Below are 24,434 nucleotides of genomic sequence, written 5' to 3'. Positions count from 1 at the left end.
TTATAGCAGACAAGCGAGGGATTCCCTATTGTACTTTTGTAACGCGTGACCGCGGTGAATTTTTTGAACATTTCAGCATCTTCCTCTTTCATTTGTTTGAAGGAGGGCGTACAATGAGTACTAATATTTCCGCCTGTGATGGCAGGTGAAACCAATCGAAAAGGAGTCTTATCTATGTCCCTACCAATCGTCGAAGCCGCCTATAAAAAGGAGAAACCCGAAACGGAGCAGATTCCTTTTGGAAGAACGTTCACGGATCATATGTTTGTAATGGATTATGAAGAAGGGAAGGGCTGGCACGAGCCGCGCATCGTTCCTTACGAGCCGCTGACGCTTGATCCGGCCGCCATGATCTTCCATTACGGGCAGACTGTATTTGAAGGATTGAAAGCTTACCGTACAGACGACGGACGTGTCCTGCTGTTCCGTCCGGAAAAGAACTTTGAGCGCCTGAACCTATCCGGTGACCGTCTGAGCATCCCACCTGTCGATGAAGACGAGGTGCTGGGCTACTTGAAGGAGCTTGTCGCTCTGGAAAAGGACTGGGTACCGGAATTTGAGGGAACTTCGCTATACATCCGTCCGTTCATCATCGCTACGGAACCGAGCCTCGCTGTTGCTCCGTCCAAAACGTATAAGCTCATGATCATCATGTCACCGGTCGGTCCGTACTTCTCCGGAGGAATCAAGCCGGTTACCATTAATGTGGAAGACCAGTTCACAAGAGCCGTCAAAGGCGGAACCGGAATGGCTAAAACCGCCGGTAACTATTCGTCCGGCTATCAGGCCCAGGCGAAGGCAGCGAAGGAAGGCAATGCTGACGTCCTTTGGCTGGATGGTGTGGAAAAGCGCTACATTGAAGAAGTCGGCAGCATGAACATCTTCTTTAAAATCGATGGGGAAATTGTGACCCCTGCCCTGAGCGGAAGCATTCTGCAGGGGATTACACGAACATCAATCATTGAAGTACTGAAAGAATGGGACATTCCAGTGACCGAACGCCGCATCTCTATTGAAGAGTTGTATGAAGCGTATGAACAGGGAAAACTGGAGGAAGCGTTCGGAACTGGAACAGCGGCCGTCATTTCTCCCGTCGGTGAGTTGAACTGGCTTGGGAAGAAAATGGTGATCAACGACCACGAAATCGGTGCGCTTTCCCAGGAGCTGTATGATACGATTACAGGCATTCAGCGTGGAAGAAAAGAAGACAGCTTCGGCTGGACCATCGAAGTATAAGAAAGCAGAAAAAGGCTGCCGGGAAAATGTTCCCGGCAGCCTTTTTTCTGTCAACCGACCATATGGGCTTTTGGTGCTTCTTTAGGCTGAAGACTGTTGTAGGTCTCCATGACGCGGGCGGTCTCTTCTTCCGTTAAGGGAAGGAGCGGGAGGCGGACGCCTCCGGTATGAACGCCCATTTCATTCAACACCGCCTTGACCGGGGAGGGACTCGGCGCTGAGAAAACAGCGTGCATGACAGGGAGAAGCTTTTGATGAAGACGCGCGGCAAATGGGGCGTCTCCTTCTCTGAAACTCTGAATCATCTGCTGCATCTCATTCCCGATGATATGGGAGGAGACGGAGACGATGCCGGTTCCTCCGATGGCGACAAACGGAAGGGTGTTGGAATCTTCCCCGCTGTATACCGAAAAGTCACGGTCTGTTTCACGGATGATTTCCGCCGCGGCTTCCAGGTCACCGCTCGCTTCTTTTACGGAAACGATGTTGTCAATCTCAGAAAGGCGGATAATCGTTTCCGGGTCCATGTTGACGACACTGCGTCCCGGAATGTTGTACAGCATGACCGGAAGGGAAGTGGCTGCGGCAATTTTTGAGAAGTGCTGGTACAGTCCTTCCTGTGTCGGCTTGTTGTAATAAGGAGTCACAAGCATGATGGCATCCACGCCTGTCTGTTCGGCTTTTTTCGTCAATTCAATGGATGCGCGGGTGTTATTGGATCCTGTACCGGCAATGACCGGGACGCGGCCGTTTACAACTTCTACCACGTGTTCAAACAGCTGGAGTTTTTCATCCGTTGTCAGTGTCGGGGATTCACCGGTCGTCCCGCCGACAACCAGGCCGTCACTGCCGTTCTCGATCAAGTGGTTGACTAAAGCTCCCGTTGCTTCCAGGTCCATATTCTCGTCGTTGTCAAAAGGGGTCACCATCGCTGTCAGTACTTGCCCGAAGTTCATTAACCTCACACCTTTTCTTGTATTTTGTACGTTCGAGGTCGTGAGGGCCATACGGCAGTAAAATCAAAAACGACAGCATCAAGGGCTTCGATGCTGCCGTAGAAACTTTTATACCGTTCCTGCGTAAGATAGCCCTCCATATAGTTTCCTATATGACAGTTCTGTGCCTGTTGAGCATCAGACCCAGCTTCAGGACCATGAGAGTCCGTACACTTCGGCAATTTCCCCTTTCCGCATGCATCCATGGATCTCATTCTCCTCCACATGCGTACTCTTGTCATTGCACCTCTATCCTTACTTCAAATGAAATTTGAAATAAGAAACTATTTAGTTAATAAAAATAGTACCAAAATTAACGCCTGCTTACAACAGGGAAGTGCTAAAATCATGCTATTCGACAAAAATGGTCGCCAGGCACCGATGTCCGACTCATCTTTTTTATAAAGCTCTGTTAAAGTCTGTTGTTGATATTTTAAACGATTACTAAATCGTCTCCGTCTGGAATTAAGGGTCCGGTCCGTTGTTTACTCAGAGCATGGGATGGCAGGGAAAACCGTCCGCTTTCCGCGGGGAACGAAGTTTGAGGAGGCTCACGGTACCCCGCGGAAAGGGAGTCATTCCCAAGGCCGCCTCCTACAAATCCCATGACAGAAAGGGGTGATAGGAGCTCACATGTTAAATAACAACACCAAGCAATAACAGAGCCTTTTATAAAATCCGTCTGCAGGCGGAGGAAGAATCCATCCCGGGCACATCGAGAAGGACATGGATATTCCTTACACTTAAAGGAACTTACAAAAAAGGTGGGGGTAGTCATGTCCGGTTCATCCATTACCGTTTCTAAAGATACACCGTTGGCAGAACAGCGTTCCATTTTTCGAAATAGAAATTTTCTCCTGTTATGGGGAGCGGCCTTGTTGTCCAGTTTCGGTATTTCGTTCTTTTTATTTACTCAAAGCTGGTATGTCGTCCATGAGCTTCGTCTGGAAGCTTCGCTCGGTGTGCTGTACGTGGCAGCAAGTATTCCACGGCTGGTCTTTATGATTGTCAGTGGAACAATCGCCGACCGGTTCAGCCGGACGAAACTGATGTTCCTGTCCGATTTCACGCGGGGGGTGCTGTTAACAGGACTCGTCTGCTGGTATTTCTTCGGGGACATCAGTCTTTGGACATTCGTCGGCTTTGCGTTTGCTTTTGGTATTTTAGATGCGTTCTTCTGGGCAGCAGAGGGGGCGGTTCTACCGTCAATCATTTCCAGGGATCAATTGACCCGTGGAAATTCAGTGATTCAAATGACGAACCAGACGTCGTTCATTCTAGCGCCTATGGTGGCAGGCATTCTCGTTTCCTTTGGCAGTTATGCGCTCGTATTCACGGTCACCGCTGGGATGCTGTTTACCGGAAGTCTGTTTATTTTTCTTATGAAGGTGGAGGAAGAGAAGAAAGCCGGAGAGAAGGAGGAAGCGTTCTGGGACTCTTTCAAGGCAGGCGTGCGCTACGTCAAAAACTCGCGTGTGCTTTCCTTGATTATTGGAATGAGCATTTTATTGAATCTGTTCATGGTCGGGCCGATGACGATGGGGCTGCCTCTCTTTGTGAAGCAGCGTCTGAATGGCACGGCCCTTGACTTCAGCTTTCTTGAGGCAGGTCTGGCAGTGGGAATGCTGCTCGGATCTGTAGTCATCGGTATCCTTAATTTGAAAAGAAGAAGAGGGAAAACGAGTCTCACCGCCCTCATGGCTGCCGGAGCCGCTTTTTTCGCTTTAAGCTTCACAGAAGGGGTATGGTTCAGCCTTGGGTGCCTCGTCGTCTTCGGATGTTGTCTCTCTATCTGCAACATCCCGGTCATCTCTGTGCTTCAAAGTTTCATTGAAGAAAAAATGATGGGCAGGGTGATGGGTCTTGTTTCGCTTGCATCGATGGGTCTCGTTCCAGTGAGCTACGGCGTGACCTCTCTTATACTGGCGGCAGGAGTGCCGATCCATCAAATCATGGCCGGGGGATCTGTACTTGTTACGCTGTATGTCCTCTTTGTCTATGTGCGCTTCAGGGAGCTTCGCGAACTGGACTGAAGTTCTCTCTATTAAAAAAAGGGGGAATCCTCCGGTATGCAGAAGACCACCCTCTTTTTTACATATATCTGTATACAGACACTGGTGACGCCGGTTCTCGTCGTCAGCGCTGTCCTTTGTACCAGCCTTTCTCCTTGAATATGGAAATCGCTTCAATCCGGTTGGAAACCTCCAGCTTCTCCAGAATGACAGATACATAGTTCCGGACGGTTCCGGGGGTAATGAACAAAGCTTTAGATATGTCCTTCGTATTTCGGCCGTCCGCCATCAGCTGCATCACTTCCCGCTCCCGTTCTGTGAGCGGGTTTTGATCGGCGAAGGCAAGGTCGACGAGCTCAGGGTCGAAGATGCGCTGTCCGGCTGTAATTTTACGTATGGCTGTTGCCAGGTCTTCACTTGGACTGTCTTTCAACAAATAGCCGCTGACGCCTGCTCTTCTGGCACGGTCAAAATAACCGGGACGGGCAAAAGTCGTCAGGATGATCACTTTGCAGGGCTCCTCATACAACTCTTCCGCGGCATCCAGCCCATCTTTGACCGGCATCTCAATATCCATGATGCAGATATCCGGTTTCAGACGGCGGACGAGGCTGCAGGCTTCTTCACCGTTGGAAGCCTGGCCGACGACTTCCATGTCCTCTTCTAAATCAAGCAGCGCCCCGAGTGCACCGAGCAGCATGCGCTGATCCTCGGCAATGACAATTTGAATCATAAGAGTTCCTCCTTTTTCCCTTGCTGAATGACTGTGGGAATGTGCAGGGTCAGTTTCGTTCCCTGGTCACTTTCCAAATCAAGCCGTCCATTTACAAACTCCAGTCGTTCCCGCATTCCCTGCAGGCCGTGGCCCTGGAACGGGTCCATCGTTTCCGGAAGGCCGATGCCGTCATCTTCGATGGTGACCGTCAACTCCATGGCAGAGGCTGCAATCTGGACGTGACAATGGGTGGCCCGGCTGTGTTTGACGATATTGGTGGCGGCTTCCTTCAAGCACATGCTGAGAACATTTTCCGTTAAGGCAGGGATGGAAGTATTCCCGAGGTTGCCTTCATAGGTGAACTTCATTTCCGCAGCTTCGATGATCTGCTGCACCCGGATCAGTTCATCTTTCAATTTCATTCCCCGCATGTTGGAAACCATCTCCCGGACCTCCTTGAGAGCGTTGCGGGCGGTTTGCTGGATATCCTCCACTTCTTTCTGCGCTTTGTCCGGCTTGGCCGTCATCAGCTTGGCGGCGAGGTCACTTTTCAATCCGATCATGGACAGTTTCTGCCCGAGTGTGTCGTGGAGGTCACGGGCAATTCGTTCCCGCTCTTCAATCACCATAAGCTGGGAAATCCGCTGGTTGGCGTCCTCCAGCTTATTTTCAAGATCCTGCTGCTGGTTGCGGTAACGGACAGTGAAAGGCAGCAGGATCACCCCGATGACGGTAATGATGATAAATGGAAGGTTCGGAAAAATCGAATCCAGCTGCTGCACGAAAGTGTAGGCGATCGTTGCAAGTGTAAGAGTCAGGTGAACAATATATAAAGAAAGAAACCCTCCGAAGTGACGGATGTTCCCGATGAAAAAAGCCAGGAACAAGGAAAAGTAAATGTAGCCGAACAACAAGGTCATTCCAAGACTGATCGCCATCTCAACGCTGACCCACAGATAAACGAGACGGCTGTCCGATACGAATGAAAACCGATAGGCCAGAAAGAAAATGAAGACGAGAAGAAGTCCGGTCAAAATTTCGTAAATGGAAGATGCCCGGAAGATAAAGAAAAACGGCAGGATACAAAAGATGATCCAGACGTATATGCTGAGTCCTGTGTTTTTTGGGATAATATGATACCACTTCTGCATGAACGCTACCTCCTGTGTCTAGCATATGGGAAATTCGGGCGGCTGTCATGAAGGAAAAAGCCCATTCTCAACGAATGGGCTTTGAATCAACTTTCATTCTGCACGCGGCTGGAAACCGCTGCACTTGCTTTCTTCTTCAAGAGCGGCTGGACTTCCCTGAACGTCCGGAACGTTTTGTTCTCGGTGTCATAGAGCCGGAATTTGATGGACTCAAGACTCGTTTTCAGCGTGATTGTTGTTGCATACTGGAGCGGCGGTGTTGCATCATGTGCTTTTTCCAGTGCATAGTTGGGAACCCTCGGGCTCAAGTGGTGCACATGGTGAAAGCCGATGTTGCCGGAAATCCACTGCAGGACTTTCGGAAGTTTATAATAAGAGCTTCCATCAACAGCTGCTTTTACGAAATTCCACTCGGATTCCTCTTCAAAATAGGAATCTTCAAACTGGTGCTGGACGTAAAACAACCAGATGCCCAGTGCACCGGATATATAAAGGATCGGCAGCTGCACAATCAGGAAGGCTTCCCATCCGGCCATCCAGATGATCATTCCATATATCAATGCGGCAGCAGCCGTTGTCACGTGGGTGTTCACACGCTCTTTTCGCTTTGCGCCCTTGCGGTTGAAACGGTTGGACACGAGGAACAAATAAATCGGTCCCAGACCAAACATGATGACAGGGTTTCGGTACAGACGGTAGATGAGGCGTTCTTTGAAGGACGCTTGTACATATTCATCGACGGTCATGACCCAGATATCACCTGTTCCACGCTTATCGAGGTTGCCGCTTGTCGCGTGGTGGATGGAGTGGCTCCGCTTCCACTTATCGAAAGGGAACAGCGTCAGGATCCCTGTAATCGTCCCGATCACGCGGTTGGCCTTTTTATTTTTGAAAAAGGACTGGTGGGTACAGTCGTGAAAAATGATAAACAGACGGACGACAAAACCTCCGGCAAGCACGCCGAGTCCGCCGGCGAGCCAAGGGGAGACAGCCATGCTTAGATAGGCTGCGGCCCATATGATTAGAAATGGAACGAGTGTATTGATCAGCTGGCGGATGCCGGCGTTTCGATCTGGTTCTGCAAAGCGGGCGACGCTTTTCTTCAGCTCTTTTTCTTTCTCCTTATCCATCGTAACGACTCCTTCGTAGTAATTCGTAATTCTAACAATAGGGGAAAAGGAGACGTATCAGAAGACATAAACGTCAGCACTTTTATATGACACTTGTCATGGGTGTTTCCCTGTTTCTGGATGTGTTTCACGTGGAACAGGTCGTCAGGCATCCACGCCGGGGGTTCTTAACCTGCGGAGCCCTCTTAAATCAAGCAGCGTAAATCCAAGCTTGGAGAGGATTGGCAGCACGATGAATGCTGTAATCTCCATGACTTCTTCAAATGCCCCTACACCTGAAGGGCCGAGAACCCACGCCGTCGGATAGAGTACCCAGAAAGACGTCAAGTAGATGGCCATCCGCCCATAATGACGTTTCAGCCCGTCCCCGCTCTTGGCAGCCATCTTCCGCAGGGGATACCAGATGATATACAAAACAATGAAAAGGGCGGCTATACCAAGTCCGTACCAGACGTATTTCAGCGTATCGTTCGAAAAATCAGCGATCAGTCCGGTTAAGATCATAAACACATCGGCTGTAATCAGACCGCCGATCAGGGCCTTATCTTTTTTCGGCTCGTAAAACATCGCTGTCAATGCAAGCGCCAGCAGCAGGAGAGGGGTCGTGACCACCCAGTCCAGGTAGCGGGCAAAGTAAATGGTTTGATCCGGCTCCAGTAAAACCCCCTGACCGAGGGCGATGGATAAGTAGGCGGTTCCTGACCAAAGAGGAATGATCATCGCAATGATGTATTCTCCCTTGGAAACTCCGCGTGGCTTTTGGCTCCATATAAAAAAGGTGACAGCTCCAATAAACATGATGGCTGAATAGGAATAGTGCATAACAATATCAAAGCGGCTCATTAATTTCAGCTCCTTGTTACGTTTCTTCCATCATTTTGGTCATAACGGATAGAAAATAGACCTATCCTCTTAAGCGAGCGCTTACAACGTGGTATGATAGAAGTGTGAATACCATCTTGATCGGGAGGGTTTTTCTATGACTACAAAACGCATTCTTGTTGCCTATGATGGAAGTGAAATGAGTAAAAGAGCTGTGGCCGAGGCGAATCTTCAGGCGGTGGAAGCTCCACAGCGCGAGATTCACCTGCTTGCTGTCGTCACACCAACAGGGCCGGCTACAAACGCTGCCGTATCCAAAAGTCTTGGCCGGGAAATGGCCGACCGGTTTCAATCGGAAATGGAAGAGCTCAAACAGGAATTCAAATCTCACAACATCGATGTCATTACAGAAGTTGTAGTCAGCCCTGTGAAAGAAAACGCGGCCGTCCAGATTGTTGCCTATGCCAATAAGCACGACATGGACCTCATTATTATCGGAAGCCGCGGTCTCGGAAACATGAAAAAAATGCTACTCGGAAGTGTGAGCAGCAAAGTCGTCCAACAGGCCTCGTGTCCGGTCCTTGTCATGAAATAACAAATGGATGAAAAAAGACTCTCCTCTGCATACACAGAGGAGAGTCTTTTTGTTTCTATGAGTTCTATTTTCCGCTTCTTCTTATAAACCGTAGGACGTCATCCCGCCGTCGATGAATATATTCTGGCCGGATACATAGCTGGAACCTGAAGAAGCGAGGTACAGAATGGAGGACTGAAGCTCTTCCAGCTGTCCGAGACGTTTCATTGGAGAACGATCTTCAATGGCAGAACGGAAGCTGTCATCGGCAAGTGCCTCTTCGTTCAAATCCGTTTTGAAGAACCATGGGCTGATGGCGTTCACCGTAATGTTGTAAGGCGCAAGCTCAAGGGCTAGCTGCTTCGTCTGGTGGATGGCTGCTGCCTTACTTGTGCCGTACACAGAGCTGAAGGACAGGCTCACTTCACCGGCAACAGAAGCTGTGTTGATAATGCGTCCGTATGCCTGTTCTTTCATATAAGGGGCAACGGCCTGAGTCATGAAGAAGATGGATTTGGCATTCGTGTTCATCACTGTGTCCCAATCCTCTTCGGTCAGATTGTTGATATCTTTGAACGCGGCTGTTCCTGCATTGTTTACAAGAATATCGATTTGTCCGAAGTCATTGTAGATGGTCTCGACCACCCGTTTGATATCGGAGGTGTCTGTGACATCGCCGGAATAACCTTTAACTTCAGAACCGGTTGCCTCACTGATTTCTGCCGCTGCTTTTTCCACTTTTTCAGCTGTGCGTCCAATCAGGGCTACAGAAGCTCCGCTTTCTGCCAGGGTATGCGCAGCTGTTTTTCCGATGCCGCTCCCGCCACCGGTGACGATAGCTGTCCTCCCTTTGTTGTTAAATAATTCCATGATGTTCACTTCCTTTGCTTGTTTAGAGTGTGTCCCATGAGAATGGGTTACGAGAATGATAGTACCCGGCCTGTTTCCATGTAAACCAATCCAACTCCGGGCGGGTTGGGAGAGGGTCCTCTATAATTTGTAAGACTTTTACACTTTTTTATATGAGAAAAATGTTTATCATGGGAATTTCTGTGATATATAAAGGATGTGTACACAACAACAACCAACTTTTTGAAAGGAGTTTTTTAAGATGGCAGACCGTTTTAAGACTGGCGAAAAAGCACCTGAAAAAGGAACATATCAATTTGATGGGTTAGTTGATGGGGGTAGTGAGAACGACGTAACCGAAGATGAAAAACATATTGAACTGGAAAACGGGGATCAGTTCCCGCCGATCCGCTCCAACAAGGAAGCGGCCTATTGGAAAAAAGCGTAGCATGAAAAGTGAATAAGACCCCCGGAATGATTCATCCGGTGGGTCTTATTTATTTTATCAATATAATATATGGAGTGTAAAAAGCCATCCGTTGTGTTTAAACACTAAATTACCGTGCTTATCTTTGTGGTTGGTGCACGTTGTATAATGTAAGCGTTATTCGTTACAATTTTCTTAACAATTAAAATACGACATTCCACCTAAACGGCCCGCATGGTAATCGATAGGAGAATGATGAAAGGGTGTGGTGTTCTTGGAAGCCATCAGCAAGAATTTTTTCTTATACCTCTCCAACAACAAGCTGTTAGATCGCTTTGCAAAGCGTTTTGGCGCTAAGTTCGGGGCTGACAAGATCGTGGGGGGAGAGACGTTCTCCCACGCAATTCCAATTATACAGCAGTTAAACCATGACGGGCTCGAGGTCACTGTAGACCATTTAGGGGAATTTGTTGATTGTGAAGAAGAGTCGAGAGACCGCGCCGGGGAGTGTATCCGGACCATCCAGCAGATTGCTTCCGGAGGACTCCGATCGGAAGTTTCACTGAAGCTTACTTCCCTCGGGCTTGATATCAGCCGGGACCTCGTTATCGAGAATCTGTCCCTGATCTTGAAGGAAGCGGAGAAGCACGATATTACGGTCACCATCGATATGGAGGACTCCTCCAGATGCGGGGAGACACTTGATATTTATAGAGAATTGAAGGAGAAGTATCCAAATCTCGGCACGGTCGTTCAATCTTACTTATACCGTTCTGATGAAGATCTGGATGCCCTGAATGACTGCGATCCTTATCTTCGTCTTGTAAAAGGGGCCTATAAAGAATCACCGAAAGTCGCCTTTTCCGAGAAAAAGCTGGTGGATGATAATTTGAAGCACCTGATCAAGAAAAACCTTCTGAACGGACATTACACGGCTGTGGCCAGTCATGATGACCGGATTGTGGAGTATACAAAGGCTCTCGCAGAAGAGCACAACATCCCACGTGAACAGTTTGAGTTTCAAATGCTGTACGGCATGAGAAACCAAATGCAGAAGGATCTGGTGGAAGAAGGATATAAAGTACGCGTGTATCTTCCCTATGGTGAGGACTGGTACGGATATTTCATGCGGCGCTTAGCCGAGCGTCCGGCCAACATTGCCTTTGCCGTTAAAGGGATTTTCTCTAAATAAAACCACACAATCAGAAAGGGGAATATTATTATGGTACAGCCTTACAAACACGAACCATTCACGGATTTTGAACAGCAGGAGCACAAGAAAGCCTTTGAAGATGCATTGAAGCAGGTCAAGGAGCAGCTGGGGCAGCACCATGACCTTCTGATTAACGGAGAGCGTGTCCGGACCGATGATACGATTACGTCCACCAATCCGGCGAACACGAAGCAGGTTGTGGGTACGATTTCAAAAGCGAATCAGGAGCTGGCGGAAAAAGCGGTACAGTCTGCGTCCGACGCTTTTGAAGACTGGAGAAAATGGGATCCAAGGGCACGTGCAGAAATTCTATTCCGCGCTGCTTCCAAAATCCGCCGCCGTAAGCACGAGTTCTCTTCCTATCTCGTTTATGAAGTTGGTAAGCCTTGGAAGGAAGCCGATGCAGATACAGCTGAAGCGATCGATTTTCTTGAGTATTACGGCCGTCAGATGATTGAACTGAAAGAAGGAAAAGCAATAGAAAGCCGCCCGGGAGAGGAAAACCGCTATGTCTACCAGCCGATTGGAGTAGCGGTCGTCATCCCTCCTTGGAACCTGGCTCTCGCCATCATGGCTGGTACAACCGTCGCTCCGCTCGTTGCCGGAAACACGGTGGTTATGAAACCGGCCAGTAACAGTGCCGTCATCGCTGCTAAGTTTGTAGAGGTCCTGGAGGAATCCGGTCTGCCGAAAGGCGTCCTGAACTTTGTGCCGGGAAGCGGCGGCGAAGTCGGCGACTATCTCGTCGATCATCCGAAAACCGCATTGATTTCCTTTACGGGCTCCCGCGATGTCGGTCTGCGTATCATGGAACGGGCTTCCGTACGCCAGCCAGGCCAGAATCACTTGAAACAGGTGATTGCTGAAATGGGCGGTAAGGATACGGTTGTCGTTGACAAAGAGGCAGACATTGATACAGCTGTCGATGCCATCGTCGTTTCGGCGTTCGGCTTTTCCGGACAGAAATGCTCGTCCGGCTCCCGTGCCGTCGTTCACGAAGATGTGTATGACGAAGTACTGGAGAAAGTCAAAGCAGCCACTGAAAAACTAACGGTCGGCAACGCTTCTGAAGAGAATGTCTACATGGGGCCTGTCGTCGATCAGGGAGCTTATGACAAGATCATGAGCTATATGGAAATCGGCAAGGAGGAAGGTCGCCTTGTCACCGGCGGCAAAGGAGACGATTCCAAAGGGTACTTCATCAACCCGACCATCTTTGCCGATCTTGATCCAAATTCCCGCATGCAGCAGGAGGAAATCTTCGGACCTGTCGTCTGCTTTACAAAAGCGAAAGACTTTGATGAAGCGATTGATATTGCCAACAATACCGAATATGGCCTCACAGGTGCTGTCATTTCCGATAACCGCGACCACCTTGAAAAAGCGAAATACGATTTTCACGTCGGAAATCTTTATTTCAACCGTAACTGCACAGGTGCCATTGTCGGTTACCAGCCGTTCGGCGGCTTCAAGATGTCCGGGACAGATTCTAAAGCCGGCGGGCCTGATTATATTGCCCTTCACATGCAGGCGAAAACCATTTCCGAGATGTTTTAAACCATGCTCATAAAGGCTCTCCGTTCAGGGGAGCCTTTTTTATTTGAAGGAAGTCGGCTCTTTTTCCCGCCCCTTTGACCATTTTCTTTTTCTTTCCAGTGACAACCGATATAATGGAGGGTAACGAATGAAGACATTCAGCCTACTTAGAAAGGTTAGGATTCCCATGGAAGTTAAAGATAGGATTCTGCAGGCAGAAGATATCCATAAAGCGACGGAGCTGCTGAGCTCCAGACTCGGTAAGCCTGTGATTATTGAAAACAAAAACTTTGAATTGATCGCCTACAGCTCCACTCATGATGATTTCGATCAAACTCAGCAGAAAACCATTCTATCCAAAAAATGCCCGATCTTCATTATTGACCGGTTGAAAAAAGAGGGCATCGTCCAGCGCCTGGAAATGCAGCCGGACCCGATCCGTGTCCATCCTATGGAAGAGCTTGGCTTCCAGCAGCGTGTCGTCGTGGCAGCCAGGCACCTGAATCATACGATGGGGTATGTCTGGGTGCAGGAGGCCGGTCTGCTGCTGGATGACGCGGACTTTCAGTTCCTTGAAGACATCACCAATCATATAGGCAGACTCATTTATGATCAGTTCATGAGAGACAATGCTAAGGAAGGACGGAAAGAGGAGCTTTTGTGGCAGCTACTGCAGCATGAGTACGGCAGTGAAAGCCAGTTCCGTCACGAAGCCGCCCTCGCCAAACTGAATCTGGCCGACCGTTTTTCCGTCGTCGTTTTTTCGGTCACCGCACCTCAATATAAGAGCATGCTTGATGATCTTCTACAAACGGTGCACCGCTTCCGGATCACGCGTCCGATGTATGTGCTGAAAACAGAATTCCAGCTTATTCTGCTCGTGGAGGGAAGGGCGTCCGACCGCTTTTCATCAAGAACGACAGCGAGGGATTTTATTGAGGAAGTGAAAAAAGAAACAGGAGAAGAAGCGTTTTATCATTTCCTGATTGGCGTCGGCAAGGAATATACAACACTGTCCTTGATGAGGAAAAGTTTTTTGGAGGCGCTCGAGGTCATTGAAACGGCCAACTTCATTAACCCGCGCCCGGAAACGATGCCGCGGGAATTCGCGACGCTCGGCCTGTACAGATACCTGGCCGCCCTTTATGAAAAAAACAGTTCCGAGGATTATTACAGTGAAGATCTGCTGGCCTTGATGAAAAATGATATGGATAAACAGACGGAACTTCTGCTCACATTGGAAACCTATCTTGCTAACAATGGGAAAGGAAAGCAGACCGCCGGCGAGTTGTTTATCCACCCCAATACACTCAATTACCGGATTAAACAGATCCAGGAAATGACGACCATCGATTTCCAGGACTTCAACATGAAGGCGTACCTTTATACTGAACTCCTGCTCCTGAATAACGTCGAACACTACTACAAACGTTACCAGTCAGCACTAAGGTCGTGACCGATCTGCACATAAGAGTGATGGGTACGCTCCGCTTATCGGTGGATGCTTGCCGCGGGCACGGCCTCAGCTAACTGGATCAAGAAGAACACTTGATCCAGTGGATCTTCGGCTCGCGCTGTTCCCACAGGCGTCACCAGCGAACGCTCCACGTAACACGAGGGAGGCGGAAAGGTGTCTCTACAGTACCGGTGTGCTATTTCATTCAGGGAAGATAAAAGTGGATGCTCTTTCCAAAGTGGGAAAATTGGATGCGAATCTGGACAATGTGAGAAGGGGGACCGCCTGTGTGGGTGGTTCACCTTTTTTTATATACGTTCTTGAAGGGTTAAGAGTGATGACAGACGGGGTACACGTACATTATACCTGAAAGGACGTGACGAGCATGGCAGAAAAAAGACCGGTCATTGCGCTTGCAGGCGCGAGTGGATATATAGGACAGAACCTGATGGAAAAGTTGAGAAAGCACGCCGACATCATTGCCCTTTCCAGAAGTGGTGACCAAAAAGAAGATGAGGAACAGGTAACATGGCGTTCCTGTGACCTCTACTCCATGGTGGATGCTGAAAAAGGCCTGGAGGGGGTGGACATCGCGGTCTACCTCGTTCATTCCATGCTGCCTTCTGCGAAGCTGACCCAGGGAAAGTTTGAAGATATGGATGTCATTTTAGCTGATAACTTTGCCCAGGCTGCAAAGAAACAAGGGGTCCGCCAAATCATCTATTTGAGCGGTATCATCCCGGAGCAGGAAAAAAAGCTGTCCCGACACTTGAAGAGCCGACTGGAAGTGGAAGAAATTCTTGGAGCCTACGGAGTACCCGTGACCACGATCCGGGCCGGGCTGATTGTGGGGCCGAAAGGATCTTCCTTCCCGATTCTGAAAAAGCTGGTTAAACGGCTGCCGTTTATGATTCTGCCAAAATGGACCCGGACGAAGACCCAGCCGATCGCCCTTCCGGATGTGCTGCATGCCCTGGACAGCAGCATTGGAAATGAAGAGGTGAAAGGACGTCCGGTAGACGTGGGCGGTCCGGATGTCATGACCTACGAGACGATGATGAAACGGACGGCTGCTGTGATGGGTAGAAAGCCGCTCACCATTAACGTTCCTTTTTTAACCGTTGAACTCTCCAAATTGTGGGTGCGTCTTGTCACGGGCTCGCCGAAGGAAATGGTCTATCCCCTGATTGAAAGCTTGACCCATCCTATGGTCACACAAGAAGAAAATAAAGTGGAAGGGTTAAGTGAAGGCCGCATTTCTTTTGAAGAGGCGGCCAGGGAAGCTCTTGCAAAGGAAGAAGAGAACAAAGATGGAAAGAGAGCCCTTCCGATGTTTCAACCGATGCAGCAGGATGTCCGGTCTGTCCAGCGTATTCCGATTCCAGAAGGATATGATGCAGACTGGGTTGGACGTTACTATGTGAAATGGCTGGAAAACACACTCAATCCGTGGGTGAAAACGGAAGTGGATGAAGACAACTGCTGTAAAATCGGGGTCGTCTTTAAACAGTCTCCGCTTTTATCCTTCGATTATGCCAAAGACAGAAGTACCGGGGACCGTGCTCTTTATTACATTTCCGGAGGTATGCTCGCCGACAGCGGAAAAAATGTGCGCGGCCGCCTGGAATTCAGGAAAATCCCCGGCCGTCAGGAAGCCATTGTAGCAATTCACGACTACATGCCTTCGCTGCCCTGGTTTTTCTATAAATACACCCAGGCGAAAGCACACCTTGTGGTGATGGCCTTATTCAGGAAGCATTTGGAGAAATGGGGAAGTTCCACCGTTCTTCACCATGCATAAGCGATGCCCGCTTTTCCCAAACTAAGCGTGTAACACTTAAGCTTGTATGAGGTGATTGGGATGAGCAAGAAGGACAAGAAGCACGACCGGCAGTTCAAGGAACGCAATAGTCACGGTGAGCACCGTAACGGGCGGCTGGCTCAATTTAAGAATCACAGTACTGAATTCGGTTCCGAGCCGGATGAATATATCGACCGTGCCCGCCTTGGCTATAAAGGCGACGCATAAGTAAAGGTCTGTCCATTCATGGACAGGCCTTTTGCTGTCACCCTTCAGAAGGGGATTTCTTTTTCTGCACTCCCGTGCGCACATTTTTCATTGTGATGAAGTAAATGGCGCTGATCAACAATCCGGCCGAAGCCGTTAAAAGATAGACGACGGACAGATCGTCGGAAATACTGTCTACAAAAGAGGATAAAAACTGTCCAAGAAAAACAGCGGAAGAAAAGTAGGCGAGATTTTTCCCGCGCTTGGCGGCGCTGCTTTTTTCCACGGTCATGTGGTTGGCAAGTGGAATGGTAAAGCCAAAGCCAAAGCCAATCAAAATTCCCGCCCCTGCGGCAAGCAGGAGGGAGGTCTGGTTCAGCCCAAGCAGCAGATAGCCGCCTCCGAATAAAAAGAACCCGGTCATCAGCGTGGAGTAGTCACTGATTTTATTGACCACCTTAGGCATCTGACTGGCTGATATGACGGCCACAAGAGAGATCATCGCCAAAAAGTATCCCGTTCCTGTGGAAGTCATGTGAAAGTGCTCAGCCAGGTAAAAGGGCACAGAGACCATCGTTACAAAAAAGATGGTCATGGCGAGCATAGCGGATAACAGCACCGGCCAGATTTTTTCGGAAGAAGTTCCACCATCGGCTTCCTCTTCCCCTCCGGTTTCTTTTCTTGTAAAGGGCACGAAAGATAATAGAAAAACAAGAGCGATCCAACCGAGAAGATACAACAGGAATGGGAACTGCCATCCGAAGCTTCCGAGGATGCCTCCGATACTCAGGAAGATGATACCTCCAGCTTCAATGGACATGCCCTGCAGAGCCATCATCTTCAGTCGCTGCTCTCCTTCAAAAAATTCGGCAAGCAGCCCGGTAGCCGAAGACATCACGACAGCCGTTGCCCCGCCGAGGAGAATGCGGTCGGCGAAGACCAACACCGTCCCGTCCAGCCAGATGGCGCTTATCCCCAATGCTCCGTATAAAATCAGCCCGGTACACAAAGCCCTGTAGGGTCCGGACTTGTCGATGAATTTACCGGCGAGCGGAGCGAACAGGACAACGCCGAGCGAAGGGAGTGTCGTCAACCAGGCGGCTGAGTCCTCCATATTGTAGTGCTGGGATATATCAAGTAAGGCGGGAGTAATGGCGCTGCCGACCATGACAGTCAGACTGGCCGCGAGCATTAAGGCAAATACCCCCGTTTTGGATAATGGTTTCATCGTACATACCTCCTTTAGCCATTCGAAAATCATCATAACACACATTTAGTTAGGAAACTAATTAAATGATCATCCAATGCAGTCGGTTTGTGATAAAATAGCGGCAGAAAGGGTGAACGCGATGAATGAATCACACAATGAGGATATTGGCTATCAGATTCAGAAAATATCCCATTCAATCAAACAGCTTCAGAACGAGAGGCTCCAAAAGGAAGATTTGAGCGTTTCTCATGTGAATGTCATGTTCGTTCTTTATGAGAAGGACGGGGTGACGCAGTCCTATCTGCAAAAAGAGCTTGGAATCAAAGCTTCTTCTTTGTCCAAGCTGATTGATATACTTATCCAAAAGGATCTGGTTTATAAAGCATCGCTTGAAAAGGATGCCCGCACGAAACTGATTCATTTAACGTCTCTTGGTAAGGAGCGGAAGGAGCAGCTTCAGCATATCCGCTACGATTTAGAAAGCGAAGTGACCCATCCGCTGACACCCACAGAAATCAAGCAGATGCAGGAGATGCTGCAAAAAATCAAAAACCATCTGGAGGAGTAGTGCAGCCCTTTCCCCCTTAACTGTTGTTACTAAGACGACGATATAAGAAAAAAAGACATGCAGGGGGATTTAGAATGGGTTGGTGGAATAAGAGAAAAGAGGCCGTGCGTAAGAAGCTGGGAGAGGGAAGAACAGGGGTGATCGACGTCCCGGAAGGATCGGCTGTTCATCGTCAATGTGAAATGATTCAGCTGACGACAGATGACCTCGCTGTTTTGCAGGACCTGCAGCCGCTGGTAAGCGTGGAAATGGAAGCGGTTGTGAAGAAATTTTACGTGAATCTTGAAAGTGAGCCGGCGCTTCAAAAAATGATTGAGGAACACAGTACCGTTGAGCGCCTGCGGAAAACACTGGCTGTTCATATGGAAGAGATGTTTTCGGGCGTCATCGATGAGTCATATATTGAAAAAAGGAAGCGTATTGCCGCGGTACACTTGAAAATCGGATTGGAGCCTAAATGGTACATGTCTGCTTTTCAGGATTTACTGCTCTCCTTCCTGGAGGTATACGACAGGCATTTGGAAGAAGACGATTACCGGCAGGCGGTTGCAGCGACGACAAAAATACTGAGCATCGAACAGCAGCTCGTCCTGGAAATGTTTCAAAGAGAAGTGGATGCTTTACGGGAAAAAGAAATAGAGAAAAGAGAAGAAGCTTACCTGAAAGTGGATCAGATGTCCGCAGAAGTGGCTGCTGTTTCCCAGCAAGCCAGTGCTTCTACCGAACAGCTGACCGATCAAACGGAAAAAATGGTCACCGACTCTAAAAATGGAACAGCGGTAGCCCGCCAAGTGGAGCAGCAGTCGCTTGATGGTAAGAAGCAGTTGGAAGTACACCAGCGGCAGATGAATCAGATTCAACAGACCATCAGGGAAATCTCCGGGGATATGGAAAAATTGAGCCGGATAGCTGAAGAAATCAGTAAAATTGTGACGATCGTTTCTTCCATCGCTGAACAGACCAACCTGTTGTCCCTGAACGCTTCAATTGAAGCTGCGCGAGCAGGGGAGCATGGAGCAGGGTTTACGGTTGTAGCCGCTGAAGTACGTAAATTATCGGAGCAGACACAAACCTCTGCTGCAGAAGTTTCCCAGTTGATTCATTCTACAAGTGGACAGATCCATAACGTGTCCGGTCATGTAGGCAGTATCGATGAGATGATTGCAGAGGGTGCGGACAGTATGGAACAGATCAATCACTTCTTTACGGAAATTGTTACGGCGATGGGGCAGAACAAAGCCTACAATGCAGGTATGGAAGAGGAGCTGCAGCATTTTTCGCACGTTATTGATGAAATCAATGATGCCGTTGGTAAAGTAGCGGCTTCTTCCCAGCAGTTGACAGCGATGGCTGATTGAATGATTTGTTCGTAAAGGGAAGCTTCAGCGTTTCCTAAAAAAAGTCCCTGAGGCGGCTGTCTCAGGGACTTTTTCTATTAAGAGCGTGTATTGATTTCAGTGACGTTGTCCTGTGTGTTGGAAGGGGTGAAGGTTTTTCCTGCTGTTGGAGTGGTCTGCTCTTCCTCATCGCTGGAAAGCTCTTCTTTCGCTTCTCTGGCTTTGTCTCCGACTTCCTGCAGTTCTTCGCCGGCGTCTTTAGCTGTGGAAACAATTTCTTCAGACTCTTCTTTAATGTCCTTCACTTTGTCGGTGATTTCTCTGCCTTGGTTGTTGAAAACCTCCTGTACTGTGGCAGCGGCTTCAGATGCGATATTGACGATATTGCGGACACGTGTAACAAGATCATCTTTTTTCTCTGATGGATTTTCTTTTACCTCAGAAGCGTATTCCGTTACAGAATCCTTCTTGGCACGGGATCCTTCTTTCAAACGGCGGCGTTGTTCAGGGTCTTTCGCCAGAACGATCGCACCTCCGATAAGAGCTCCGGTTACAATAGCGATAGGAAGCTTTTTGCTCCCGCTTTTTTTGGTCGTCTGTTGAGTTGTCATAATTGAATCACCTTTCTATCCTTATATTTTTTTGAGCTTCATTCCTCATTGTTTCTCTGGCGGTCTGAATGTCTTCATACTGAATTCTGCCTGCCTGGTAAAATTCACCCTTTTTACGCTCCACCCTCATTTTGGCAATGGATGGATCACGCGTAAGGGAGTGGATAAGTACGCCTGTCAAAGCCCCTGCCGTCAATCCTGATATCCATTCAAGAGTCTTCATGATGTCGTACGGTCCAGCTGGGCGGCTGATTTGAGCGCCTTTCTTTTCTGAGACAGGTAATAGGTCATGGCAAGCGCTCCATAAATGCCCCGCCAGCCTTCTTCATTAATTTTTTGTTCGCCTTCAAAGGTGGTATTCTTCAAGGAAGAGGTCATATCTACAAGAGAAGAAGTGAGCTTCCTGGAGGATTCCCCAATATCCCCAACGATATAGAATAACGGGCTCAATGCTTTAATCTTTTCATTCACATCGGCCAGTGTATCATTACTGTTATGCAGGACGCCGGTCGTTTCCTTCATGACGGAGTCCAACTGTTCCGGGAGCTGATCCACGGTTTCGCGGACCCCGCTTAAAACACCGGCAAGGTTATTAAGAGCTTTAATAAGAAAAATAGAGACCACAGCAAAAGCGATTCCGATGATGAGTACGCCGATTCCTAGAAAATCCATGCCAACCTCACTCCTTTATTTTCTTTCGTTTCCATTTCACATATAAATCAATGGCTGCATCGCCCCACTGCATGGCTTTAATGACATTCTCATTACGCTCGTGGGAGGCGTGGGCCACACTTTCTGAAACCCCTTGAAGGGAACTGTTCACATTTCCTACGGTCGAGCCCACATTGTTGACGGCATCCATCAAGCCGTTGATGCTCTGGGTTTTCTCTTCAAGATCAGCCGCCATTGAATTGGTTTTTTTCAACAGGCTCTCTGATTCAGATGTAATCCCCTGAATCTGGCCTTCCACTTTCTCCAATGTATTGGAAACACTGGACATCGTATGGGATGCTGTCTTTAATGTTTTCACAACAAAGATACTGATGAAGGCAAATGCAATTGCGATGATGAGTAGTCCAAGTCCTGCTAATGACATCTCGTTCCACCTCTCTTAAATTCGGTTTGTAAAAGCTATACCACTATTCTTTTTTGCTGAAACGCTTCTGGAAAAGAAAATATCTGCCAGTCCATGATAGAAGATAAAAGGAGGGGGCCCATAGACTCAGAGAATCGGTGGTTTCTAATTTTGTGAGCCGGGGAATAGAACAAAATATGTAAACGCTTACTTATAAAGGTTCTTAACGAAAAATTAACAAATGGACGGATGCCATGGTTATTCGACATTTTTCGACAAAACTTTTCAGAATATTTTTATCAATTGTAATTGTAAATCTATACAGGTGATTTTATGATGAATATAGGAGATAACAAACGTTTCCGAATTGATTGATAGGCAGCAGGTCTAGTCATAAAGTTTGATTATTGAGACGAGGAGTGATGGTGTGGTCCAGGATACATCTTTAGAACATGATATTTATTTATTCCATGAAGGGAACCTCCGGTACAGCCACAAACTGCTGGGGGCTCATCCGGATACAAGAAACGGAGAGCAGGGCATCCGTTTTGCGGTCTGGGCTCCGAACGCCGTTAAGGTCAGTGTCGTCGGTCCATTTAACAACTGGGACGGACGGGAACACCCAATGGAAAAGATCAATGACAACGGCATGTGGATCGCCTTTCTTCCCGGTCTGGAAAAAGGAACGATTTATAAATACGAAATTTTAACTCCTCACGGACATCTCCGCTTGAAAGCTGATCCGTATGCATTTTCAAGCGAACTCCGTCCAAATACCGCTTCGGTTGTCTATCCGCTGGATGATTATGCATGGGGCGACCATGACTGGATGAACCAGCGGAAAGGACGTAATCCCTATGAATCACCCATGTCGATCTATGAACTTCATTTAGGGTCCTGGAAGTACATAGAGTCGGAGGTTTTTTACAATTTCCGTGAATATGCAGATATGGTGATTCCTTATGTGAAAGAACTCGGCTATACCCATATCGAACTTCTACCTATGACGGAGCATCCGTTTGACCGCTCCTGGGGCTATCAGGCGACCGGATACTTTTCCGTGACCTCCCGTTACGGCACCCCGGATGACTTCAAGTATTTTGTCGATCAATGTCACAATTCTGGAATCGGTGTCATATTGGACTGGGTACCGGGCCACTTCTGCAAGGATGAACACGGGCTTCGCAGGTTTGACGGGGAAGCGCTTTATGAATATGCCAATCCTAGTAAAGCTGAGAAAACACAGTGGGGGACGCTTACGTTTGATTTTGCCAGAAATGAAGTACAGAGCTTTCTCATCTCCAATGCTGTGTACTGGCTGAAAGAGTATCACCTGGATGGACTGCGTGTGGATGCTGTTGCCAGTATGCTCTATCTCGATTTCGGTAAGGAAGACGGAGAGTGGGAGCTGAATGAATACGGCGGGCGTGAAAATATTGAAGCCATCGACTTCATCAGAAAAATGAATAAAGCCGTTTTTGAAGAAGTTCCGGATACGCTGATGATGGCGGAGGAATCGACGTCCTGGCCGCTTGTCAGTGCCCCGACACATATCGGCGGACTCGGGTTCAATTATAAGTGGAACATGGGCTGGATGAATGACATGCTCAAGTATATGGAAATGGACCCGATCCACCGGAAGTACCATCATAATTTAATTACCTTTTCTCTTCATTACGCCTTTTCCGAGAACTTTGTATTACCGATTTCTCATGACGAAGTCGTCCATGGAAAGAAATCGTTATTAAATAAAATGCCGGGCGACTATTGGCAGAAATTCGCCAACCTGCGTGCATTTCTCGCTTATATGTACGCCCATCCCGGTAAGAAGCTTCTATTCATGGGAGGTGAATTCGGACAATTCGACGAGTGGAAGGACTTGGAGGACCTGGACTGGGAGCTGCTGGAATACGATTCCCACGCCTCCATTTTGGAGTACACGAAACAGCTTCAACAGATGTATCAGGAGATGCCTGCATTATGGGAGCTCGATCATAAACCAGAAGGGTTCACATGGATCGATCCGAATAACTATGAGCAGAGCATTATATCTTTTGTACGGAACAGCCGGACATCAAACGATCAATTAGTCATTGTATGCAATTTCACTCCGGAGGTCTACCACGATTATAAAGTCGGAGTGCCTGAACAAGGCTCATACGAGGAAATTTTCTCGAGTGACGCGGAGCACTTTGGTGGTTCCGGGCAGAGAAATGGACTGCCCCTGGACACGATATCCTCTCCATGGCAGGGCCAGAACCAGCATGTCACCATGACGGTTCCCCCGCTCGGTGTGAGCTTCCTGAAAAGAACATCAGTAAATCAAGGAGGAGAATCATGAAAAATAAAGAATGTGTAGCGATGCTTCTAGCTGGTGGGCAGGGGACCAGATTGAAATCATTGACGAAACAGATCGCCAAACCTGCCGTATATTTCGGCGGTAAATACCGGATCATTGATTTTCCGCTGAGCAATTGTACGAATTCCGGCATTGATACAGTCGGCGTACTTACACAGTACGAGCCGCTTATTTTAAATGATTACATCGGCATTGGAGATACATGGGACCTGGACCGTAAATTCGGAGGCGTGTCGGTGCTCCCTCCATTCATGCAGTCGGAAGGCGGAGGATGGTATACAGGAACGGCGAATGCCATCTACCGTAACCTGAAATTCCTGAACCAGTATGATCCGGAGCACGTGCTGGTGCTGTCCGGGGATCATATTTATAAGATGGATTACGGCGCGATGCTTGATTACCATAAGGAAACGGATGCGGACGTGACGATTTCTGTTATTGAAGTTCCTTGGGAGGAAGCGAGCCGTTTTGGAATTATGAACGCAGACGATAACGGGAAGATTACAGAATTTGATGAGAAACCTGAATATCCGAAGAGCAACCTGGCTTCCATGGGCGTCTACATTTTCCGCTGGGATGTACTGAAGCAGTACTTGATTGATGATGCGGAAAAAGAAGATTCCTCCCATGATTTCGGGAAGGATATCATTCCATCTCTTCTTAACGATTATAAAAAGATGATGGCCTATACATTCGAAGGCTATTGGAAGGATGTCGGAACGGTCGACAGCCTTTGGGAAGCCAATATGGACCTGCTTAAGAAGAATCCTGAACTGAACCTCAGTGATTCCAGATGGCGGATCTATTCTAAAAATCCAAACCAGCCGCCGCAGTATATTGCACCGTCAGCTTCTGTGAAAAATGCGCTGATTAATGAAGGGTGCCGGATTTACGGCAAGGTGGATACATCGGTGATTTTCTATGGTGTTCACGTTTGTGAATCCTCCGTTGTGAAAGATTCTGTCATCATGCCGGATGTCAAAATCGGCAGAAATGTCACGATCAACCGTGCCATCATCTCCAAAGGAACGGTGATTGAGGATGGAGCCGTGATCGGTGATCCTTCACCAGACAGCGAAATCACGCTGGTGGCAGATGAAGGAAGTGTTCTGGCAACAAGCTATGCTACAAACTGATTTTTGAGGAGGAT

24 protein-coding genes and 1 riboswitch are annotated in these 24,434 nt (G+C 48.3%); of the genes, 13 read left to right on the top strand and 11 right to left on the bottom strand.

From position 1 onward, the window contains the following. Positions 1-174 precede the first annotated feature (174 nt). Positions 175-1,236: a branched-chain amino acid aminotransferase gene (locus ACXAGL_RS06385; RefSeq protein ID WP_474990435.1), complete on the top strand. Its 1,062-nt coding sequence runs from the start codon at positions 175-177 to the stop codon at positions 1,234-1,236. Positions 1,237-1,286: 50 nt separating this feature from the next. Here ACXAGL_RS06385 and dapA read toward each other — a convergent pair whose 3' ends face one another. Continuing rightward, complete coding sequence (dapA, locus tag ACXAGL_RS06380; RefSeq protein WP_474990433.1) at positions 1,287-2,192, bottom strand: 4-hydroxy-tetrahydrodipicolinate synthase; 906 nt, start codon at positions 2,190-2,192, stop codon at positions 1,287-1,289. A 121-nt stretch (positions 2,193-2,313) separates the two neighbouring features. After that, positions 2,314-2,491, bottom strand: a riboswitch (Lysine riboswitch). Between the two features lie 516 nt (positions 2,492-3,007). Here dapA and ACXAGL_RS06375 point away from each other — a divergent pair. Next, positions 3,008-4,264: an MFS transporter gene (locus tag ACXAGL_RS06375; protein WP_474970730.1), complete on the top strand. Its 1,257-nt coding sequence runs from the start codon at positions 3,008-3,010 to the stop codon at positions 4,262-4,264. A 103-nt stretch (positions 4,265-4,367) separates the two neighbouring features. Here the strand turns inward: ACXAGL_RS06375 and ACXAGL_RS06370 are convergent, their stop codons facing one another. From ACXAGL_RS06370 to ACXAGL_RS06355, 4 genes are all read right to left on the bottom strand, one after another. Next, entirely contained in the window at positions 4,368-4,976 is a 609-nt protein-coding gene (locus ACXAGL_RS06370; protein ID WP_474970005.1) for a response regulator transcription factor, read from the bottom strand. Further along, positions 4,973-6,109: an ATP-binding protein gene (locus ACXAGL_RS06365; protein WP_474970731.1), complete on the bottom strand. Its 1,137-nt coding sequence runs from the start codon at positions 6,107-6,109 to the stop codon at positions 4,973-4,975. The genes ACXAGL_RS06370 and ACXAGL_RS06365 overlap by 4 nt, the downstream gene beginning before the upstream one ends. Before the next feature lie 86 nt (positions 6,110-6,195). Further along, positions 6,196-7,239 carry a Delta(5) desaturase DesA gene (gene desA, locus ACXAGL_RS06360; protein ID WP_474970732.1) on the bottom strand — a complete coding sequence of 348 codons (1,044 nt, stop codon included), beginning with the start codon at positions 7,237-7,239 and terminating at the stop codon, positions 6,196-6,198. A 144-nt stretch (positions 7,240-7,383) separates the two neighbouring features. Continuing rightward, on the bottom strand, positions 7,384-8,082 hold the full coding sequence (locus ACXAGL_RS06355) for a bacteriorhodopsin (protein ID WP_474990431.1): 699 nt from the start codon (positions 8,080-8,082) through the stop codon (positions 7,384-7,386). A gap of 136 nt (positions 8,083-8,218) precedes the next feature. Between ACXAGL_RS06355 and ACXAGL_RS06350 the strand changes: the two genes are divergently transcribed. Next, positions 8,219-8,656, top strand: a complete 438-nt coding sequence (locus ACXAGL_RS06350) for a universal stress protein (protein ID WP_474970001.1) — start codon at positions 8,219-8,221, stop codon at positions 8,654-8,656. A gap of 81 nt (positions 8,657-8,737) precedes the next feature. Here ACXAGL_RS06350 and ACXAGL_RS06345 read toward each other — a convergent pair whose 3' ends face one another. Then, positions 8,738-9,505 carry an SDR family NAD(P)-dependent oxidoreductase gene (locus ACXAGL_RS06345; protein WP_474990429.1) on the bottom strand — a complete coding sequence of 256 codons (768 nt, stop codon included), beginning with the start codon at positions 9,503-9,505 and terminating at the stop codon, positions 8,738-8,740. A gap of 241 nt (positions 9,506-9,746) precedes the next feature. On the opposite strand from ACXAGL_RS06345, the gene ACXAGL_RS06340 reads away from it, so the two are divergent. From ACXAGL_RS06340 to ACXAGL_RS06315, 6 genes are all read left to right on the top strand, one after another. Beyond that, positions 9,747-9,932 carry a YjzC family protein gene (locus ACXAGL_RS06340; protein ID WP_027956040.1) on the top strand — a complete coding sequence of 62 codons (186 nt, stop codon included), beginning with the start codon at positions 9,747-9,749 and terminating at the stop codon, positions 9,930-9,932. Positions 9,933-10,185: 253 nt separating this feature from the next. Then, entirely contained in the window at positions 10,186-11,103 is a 918-nt protein-coding gene (locus ACXAGL_RS06335) for a proline dehydrogenase family protein (protein WP_474970000.1), read from the top strand. Between the two features lie 30 nt (positions 11,104-11,133). Continuing rightward, entirely contained in the window at positions 11,134-12,681 is a 1,548-nt protein-coding gene (gene pruA, locus ACXAGL_RS06330; protein WP_474970735.1) for an L-glutamate gamma-semialdehyde dehydrogenase, read from the top strand. Positions 12,682-12,808: 127 nt separating this feature from the next. Continuing rightward, positions 12,809-14,116: a PucR family transcriptional regulator gene (locus ACXAGL_RS06325; RefSeq protein WP_474990427.1), complete on the top strand. Its 1,308-nt coding sequence runs from the start codon at positions 12,809-12,811 to the stop codon at positions 14,114-14,116. Positions 14,117-14,501: 385 nt separating this feature from the next. Further along, positions 14,502-15,917 (top strand): NAD(P)H-binding protein, encoded by a 1,416-nt coding sequence (locus ACXAGL_RS06320; RefSeq protein ID WP_474969997.1) that lies wholly within the window; start codon positions 14,502-14,504, stop codon positions 15,915-15,917. Positions 15,918-15,977: 60 nt separating this feature from the next. Continuing rightward, complete coding sequence (locus tag ACXAGL_RS06315) at positions 15,978-16,145, top strand: hypothetical protein (protein WP_474969996.1); 168 nt, start codon at positions 15,978-15,980, stop codon at positions 16,143-16,145. A gap of 37 nt (positions 16,146-16,182) precedes the next feature. Here ACXAGL_RS06315 and ACXAGL_RS06310 read toward each other — a convergent pair whose 3' ends face one another. Further along, positions 16,183-17,352, bottom strand: coding sequence for an MFS transporter (locus tag ACXAGL_RS06310; protein WP_474990425.1), 1,170 nt, complete (start codon positions 17,350-17,352; stop codon positions 16,183-16,185). A gap of 121 nt (positions 17,353-17,473) precedes the next feature. Between ACXAGL_RS06310 and ACXAGL_RS06305 the strand changes: the two genes are divergently transcribed. Next, positions 17,474-17,902: a MarR family winged helix-turn-helix transcriptional regulator gene (locus ACXAGL_RS06305; RefSeq protein ID WP_474969994.1), complete on the top strand. Its 429-nt coding sequence runs from the start codon at positions 17,474-17,476 to the stop codon at positions 17,900-17,902. A 74-nt stretch (positions 17,903-17,976) separates the two neighbouring features. Beyond that, positions 17,977-19,260 (top strand): globin-coupled sensor protein, encoded by a 1,284-nt coding sequence (locus ACXAGL_RS06300; RefSeq protein WP_474990423.1) that lies wholly within the window; start codon positions 17,977-17,979, stop codon positions 19,258-19,260. A 77-nt stretch (positions 19,261-19,337) separates the two neighbouring features. Here ACXAGL_RS06300 and ACXAGL_RS06295 read toward each other — a convergent pair whose 3' ends face one another. From ACXAGL_RS06295 to ACXAGL_RS06280, 4 genes are read right to left on the bottom strand one after another with little or no spacing between them, the layout of a single operon-like run. Further along, complete coding sequence (locus ACXAGL_RS06295) at positions 19,338-19,850, bottom strand: hypothetical protein (protein ID WP_474969992.1); 513 nt, start codon at positions 19,848-19,850, stop codon at positions 19,338-19,340. A 7-nt stretch (positions 19,851-19,857) separates the two neighbouring features. Then, a complete protein-coding gene (locus tag ACXAGL_RS06290; RefSeq protein WP_474990421.1) occupies positions 19,858-20,073 on the bottom strand; it encodes a hypothetical protein in 216 nt (71 codons plus the stop codon). Continuing rightward, entirely contained in the window at positions 20,070-20,522 is a 453-nt protein-coding gene (locus tag ACXAGL_RS06285) for a DUF948 domain-containing protein (RefSeq protein WP_027956774.1), read from the bottom strand. Before ACXAGL_RS06285 ends, ACXAGL_RS06290 begins: the two co-directional genes overlap by 4 nt. A gap of 7 nt (positions 20,523-20,529) precedes the next feature. After that, positions 20,530-20,946 carry a DUF948 domain-containing protein gene (locus ACXAGL_RS06280; RefSeq protein WP_474969990.1) on the bottom strand — a complete coding sequence of 139 codons (417 nt, stop codon included), beginning with the start codon at positions 20,944-20,946 and terminating at the stop codon, positions 20,530-20,532. Between the two features lie 406 nt (positions 20,947-21,352). Between ACXAGL_RS06280 and glgB the strand changes: the two genes are divergently transcribed. Beyond that, a complete protein-coding gene (gene glgB / locus ACXAGL_RS06275) occupies positions 21,353-23,266 on the top strand; it encodes a 1,4-alpha-glucan branching protein GlgB (protein WP_474990419.1) in 1,914 nt (637 codons plus the stop codon). Continuing rightward, positions 23,263-24,420 carry a glucose-1-phosphate adenylyltransferase gene (locus tag ACXAGL_RS06270; RefSeq protein WP_474969988.1) on the top strand — a complete coding sequence of 386 codons (1,158 nt, stop codon included), beginning with the start codon at positions 23,263-23,265 and terminating at the stop codon, positions 24,418-24,420. The genes glgB and ACXAGL_RS06270 overlap by 4 nt, the downstream gene beginning before the upstream one ends. The last annotated feature ends 14 nt before the right edge of the window (positions 24,421-24,434 follow it).

The organism is Halobacillus sp. ABA4_118, assembly GCF_056160205.1.
Note: the sequence above shows the minus strand (reverse complement) of the source record. Positions and strands in the feature narration are given on the sequence as shown.